At 70.1% G+C, this 4,996-nt stretch carries 4 protein-coding genes and 1 tRNA gene; 1 reads left to right on the forward strand and 4 read right to left on the reverse strand.

What is annotated here, in order from left to right; all coding sequences use genetic code 11:
• Positions 1-1,488: HEXXH motif domain-containing protein (locus EHS43_RS37145; RefSeq protein ID WP_125195028.1), on the reverse strand; the 1,488-nt coding region annotated here is incomplete at its 3' end.
• Entirely contained in the window at positions 1,485-2,606 is a 1,122-nt protein-coding gene (locus EHS43_RS37150) for an FxsB family cyclophane-forming radical SAM/SPASM peptide maturase (protein WP_260470891.1), read from the reverse strand. The genes EHS43_RS37150 and EHS43_RS37145, both read right to left, overlap by 4 nt.
• Before the next feature lie 640 nt (positions 2,607-3,246).
• Here EHS43_RS37150 and EHS43_RS37155 point away from each other — a divergent pair.
• Entirely contained in the window at positions 3,247-4,197 is a 951-nt protein-coding gene (locus tag EHS43_RS37155) for a DUF4231 domain-containing protein (RefSeq protein ID WP_125195030.1), read from the forward strand.
• Positions 4,198-4,232: 35 nt separating this feature from the next.
• On the opposite strand, the gene EHS43_RS37160 is transcribed toward EHS43_RS37155, so the two are convergent.
• A complete protein-coding gene (locus tag EHS43_RS37160; RefSeq protein ID WP_260470892.1) occupies positions 4,233-4,727 on the reverse strand; it encodes a hypothetical protein in 495 nt (164 codons plus the stop codon).
• Positions 4,728-4,870: 143 nt separating this feature from the next.
• Positions 4,871-4,955 (reverse strand) — tRNA-Ser (locus EHS43_RS37165).
• Positions 4,956-4,996 lie beyond the last annotated feature (41 nt).

Genomic DNA, 4,996 nt, shown 5'->3' on the forward strand with positions numbered 1-4,996 from the left:
CTCCTCCCCTTGACCGACCGTCCCGCTCCCGCTTTTCACCACGGCGGATCCGCTGTTTGACGCACTGTTGGTCGATCGCGGAGGCGGGGGCCTGACCTGGGCGGCCCCCGAAGGAGGAATATCTTCCGCTTCCTTCGGGACCACCCGTACAGGTGCATGCGATCTCCTGACCCCCGAACCCTCGGACGGGTGAATCGCATGCGATGGCCGCAAGGCCTGCGACGGCTTCGACGACTTCACCTGAAAGCCGTGCGACTGGGCCTCATGGGTCATGCACTCGACGAAATAGGCACCCCAGGTCGTCAGACCGGCTCTGTTACGCCGCAAAACCCTGAGGGCCGCGCCCACTTGTCGGCCGCACTCGTGCAGCCGCGCCTCCGCCGCACGGGCCGGTGCGCCGTCGAGTGTGTGGTAGACGCGCGCCCAGTAGTCGAGCAACCCGAGGTGGGCATGTGCTCCGGTGAGGACCGCGCTCAGCGGGCGGGGGTCGGGGCGCCAGCCCACCGAGTGGTGCGTCGAGTCGTCCGGGTCGGTCAGGTCGACCAGATCGGTCAGGGCCGCCAGAGCTATGTGGCTCGTCTCGTGGAGCACGGTCTCGGCCAGCCGCACCGGATCCTGCCCGGGCGCGACCGCCACCGCACCGTACGCCTCACGCGTGGACGAGCTGCGCCCCCGCCCGGACGGACCGGGTCGCAGCGGGACCAGGGACGACCACAGGGCGGCGCTGTCCGCGGCCCGCTCCGGCATCAGGTCGGTCAGCAGCCTCCAGGCCTGTTCCAGCACCGTGTGCCAGGCGGCCCGTTGCGCCGCCGTCTGCCGGGGCTGGACCGGGAAGCCGTGGACATCCCGGTAGGGATCGGCGTCCTCCACCACCACGGACAACCGGGGCAGGGCCGCTGCCGAAGTGACCGCCAGACGGTGGGGCGGGAGCCGGCGCGCCCGGGCACCCCGCTGTCCGTACCCACGAAGATCCACCTCCGCGTCCGGGAGCACCGCTGTCCAGCCGTCCAGCCGGACGGTTCCCACGCCCGCCGGGAGCCGGATCCCGCCCAGGGTGGGCAGCCAGAGCAGCCCGTCGTGGGCGGGCAGGGCAAGGCGTGGCCGCAGACCGCCCCGTAACGCGGCGGCGTGTCCGAACGTCCCCAGTCGGACGAGGTCGACCGCGAGGTCCTGGTCCGGGCCGGTGCCGTGCAGGGCGCGTAAGCACCGTCTGAGCCAGACCCCGGCATGCGGGTGCAGCACCACCTGTTCCAGGGCGCGTGGATTCGCCGCGTACACCTGGACGCACAGGTCCCAGCCGACGGACGCGCCCTGCGCCCAGAGTCCGGGAACCGTCCGGCGGGCGGCGTCGGCCAGGCCCTTCAGAAGTAACAGGCGGTGGCTGATCTGCCCTTTGCGGAGCACCGCCAACGCCGGGGCGGCAGGACGGCATCGGGCCAGGGCGCCCAGGTCCTCCGCCGTCATCCGTAACGCCATGGGTTCGGTCATGAGGCCCTCCCCAGCCACTCCCGGACATCGGCGACCACCCGGTCCCTGATGTGCGTGGTGAGCAGGCGGAGATCGGCGCAGTAGACGCTGGGGTTGTCGAATCCGTTGCGGGGATGGAAGCGGTGCGCCCGCAGCCCCCCGCCGCACAGACCGACCACGGGACAGGCGAGGCAGTCGGCGGCGAGCGGGGCACGCCCCGCACCGCGGGCCGTCACCACCCTCGGGTGCCGGGCCACCGTGTCGAAGTCGTGGTCGAGCAGGTTCAGTCCGGTCGCCGCGGCACCGTCGTACGCCGCTTTCAGGTTGTCCGGGAGCTCCACGGACAGGTCGCTCTCCACCACGATGAAATCGGAGACCGTGGCTTCAGGGGACCGCGAGGAGATCCGGTCGCCGAGCGCGCGCTCCATGATCTCCTCGAAGCGACGGATCCGCGTCTCCTGCACCGGTGCGCTGTACCAGCGCTCGAAGACCGCCAGCAGCCAGTCGGCGTAAGCCGTCCCCAGGGGGTCGCGGCCGGGCGGTGGGTGCTCCCAGGTGCTGTGCGGCAGCAGGAAGTCGATCATCGGGGGCTGGTGGGAGATCAATTCCTCGTACGTGGCCACCGGATCGGACGTGACGTCGACCGTGCAGAGCAGACCGCTGTACAGCGCTCTGTTCTCCGGTTGCCTCAACAGTTCCAGCCCCTTCAGAACGGCGGCGTAGCTGCTCCTGCCGTTCCTGGAACGCCGATGACGATCGTTCGCCGTGCGGTCACCGTCGAGGCTGACCCCCACCGACACCCCGTACCGGCGGAACAGATCCAACCAGTCAGGATCGAGGAGTGTCCCATTGCTCTGTACTGAAATATCACAGGCGGCGACGCTGCGTAACTCGTCTGTCAAGACCGACACGATGCGTTCGATTCTCTGTTTCCCAGCGAGCAGCGGTTCCCCACCGTGCAGGACGACGCGGACCTCGGGCAGGGCGTGCGCCCGGGCATGCTCCGCGATCCTCCTGGCGAGGGAGGTGACCGACTCCTCCGGGATCACCGCGGGCTTACGCCGCCAGCTGGAGTCCTGAAGTTCGTAGACGTAGCAGTGATCGCAGGCGAGGTTGCACTGCTGAGCGACCTTGATCACCCATTCACGAAAAGGCCGTACCTTCCGCATGTGCCACCTCCCGGGACCCGGCACGCAGCCGTGTCGGGTGCGAGGCGGTGTCCGGCGGCAACGCTGAATCGAACGCGGACGCAGTGGCGTTCGGGTCCCCGTGGCCGTACACGACTCGCATCACGGTCTGACCGAGTGGGCCGGGGGGCAGGGCACCGAGATCCCGCTCCGACTGTCCGGCCAGATCCGGCATCCCCAGATCCACATCGGTCGCTGGCTTCTCCACGAACCCCCCGTGCTCACTCGTACCGCCACACCCGGCGGTTGTTCCGGGCAGGGCGGTGTGGATGTGGTCGTTGCGGGCGTGCGTCGGACCGCAACTCGGTTCGGAGCACTCCGAGTTGCGGGCAGAGTTATGCGGTTCTGCCTTCAGGGAAGCACATTGATCGCCATGCGGCCAGAAACCCGTGACCGCGCTCCCCGGCCAGCGGCCGGATCTCGCCATGATGCCCACCAAGGCCCCCTCGACAACGCGGTGTTGGCACCCGCACGACTCCGAGTCACCATGAGTCTTCCCCTCTTCTTGGCGAGGTGACCCATGGCGGCATCAACACCTGGGCAAAACGTTCCAGGGCCGCGCGCGACGATAGGAAGCGACGATCTGCCGCCGTTGTTCCGCTCCAACGACCGGTGGGCACTGAACCGTCAGAGCGAGGCTTTCCGGGCGACCATGGCCCAGCTGACGCTGCTGCTGGTGGCCACCGTCTTCGCCACCATGGCCGATCACTTCGGCAGCCATGTCCTCACGGCCCTGTCGGCCCTGCTGTACGGCCTCACCGTCGTCACCGGTGTCGTCATCCAGCGCCGCCGGGCCCGCGCCCACTGGCAGGCGCACCGCGACGCCGCTGAGACGGTCAAGTCCCTGGCGTGGCAGTACATGGTGCACGGAGGTCCCTTCCACTCCAAGGTGCCCGACCCGGACGGGCTGTTCAAACAGCAACTGGAGGAACACCTGCGAGGACTGCGCCGCATCGGCTGGCAGGAGCCCTCCCACGAACCCGGCGTCACCCCGGCCGCCGGGTCGGTGCGGTCGATGCCGGGATACGTCCCGGTCCGCAACACCCTCTGGGACCCGGCCAGTCGCCACGAACCCGACGATCCGCGCCATCCCCAGATCACCCGCGCCATGCGGGCCGTACGCGAGAAGCCGTTCACCGTCCGCAAGGACATCTACCTGCGCGACCGGGTCCTCGACCAACTCAGCTGGTACGGCGGCCGGGCCGTCCAGGCACGCCGGTCCGCCGCCGTCTGGTCCGCGCTGACCGCGCTGCTGACCCTGCTGGCCCTGACCGCGGCGGTGGTCAGAAGCGCCGGCATCGCCTCCGGCTGGGACCTCAGCGGTCTGCTCGCCGCCTCCGCCGCGACCGGCGTCGCGTGGCTGGAGACCCGCCGCCACCATCCCCTCTCCTACGCCCATGCCCTGGTCCGCGAAGGCCTGGAGACCCAACGGGCGGTCCTGGCCCAGAGCGTCAACGAGGACCGCTGGCCCCAGGCGGTCGCCGACACGGAACACCTGATGCTGCCGCAGCACACGGACTGGCTGGCGAGGTTCGGGGGGTGAGCTGCCAGGGATTACTGGGGGCGGGCTTTCTCGACTCAGGGGCGTCGCGCTCCCGGCCGCCACAGCACCCGCACCGGTACGCCCACCCGGCTCGCGTACGCCACGATGTCCCCGGTGCCGCCGAGGCCCCTCGCCGGTTCGCCGTCCCAGACCGCCACCAGCCGGTCCGTGTGGTCCACGATCCAGCGGCCGGCCGCCGCGTACGCCTCCTCGCGTGTGCGTTCCACCGGCAGGTCGACCCGCTCGGCGCAGACGTGCAGCAGACGGCGGAAGGCCCTGCGGGTCTCCGGTCCGCCCAGGTGGCGTTCGTAGTCCGTGCCGGGGATCACCGCGGTGAGGGGGATCCCGCTGCGCACCGCGAGGTCGGCGAAGAGCTGATCGGCGCCGGCGGCCAGGGAACTGAACGCCTCCACGGGTCCGCCCTCCGTCCGGAGCCTGAACTCGTCGAGAATCCCCTCGCTCACGCACTCCAACACCGGCTCGGGGATGTCCCGGTGACCGGTGACTCCGATCCGAGTCGTACGCTCCACGCTCGCCGCCACCCTCGTGAGAACCGGTCGGGATGCCCTGCTCCCTACCCAGTCCCACCACGGAAGCCACACATGGCCCTCACCCCCGGGCGCGCAAAAGGGGCGCCCCGCCGAGGGACGCCCCTTCACTCATACCGTTCACGCGGTGGGTGTGGGATTTGAACCCACGGTGACTCGCGCCACGACGGTTTTCAAGACCGTTCCCTTAGGCCGCTCGGGCAACCCACCCCGCGCCGCGGGTGACCTTGGCGCGGGGACCAGAGTAACGG

This window comes from Streptomyces sp. RP5T (assembly GCF_003933965.1).
Taxonomy (GTDB): domain Bacteria; phylum Actinomycetota; class Actinomycetes; order Streptomycetales; family Streptomycetaceae; genus Streptomyces.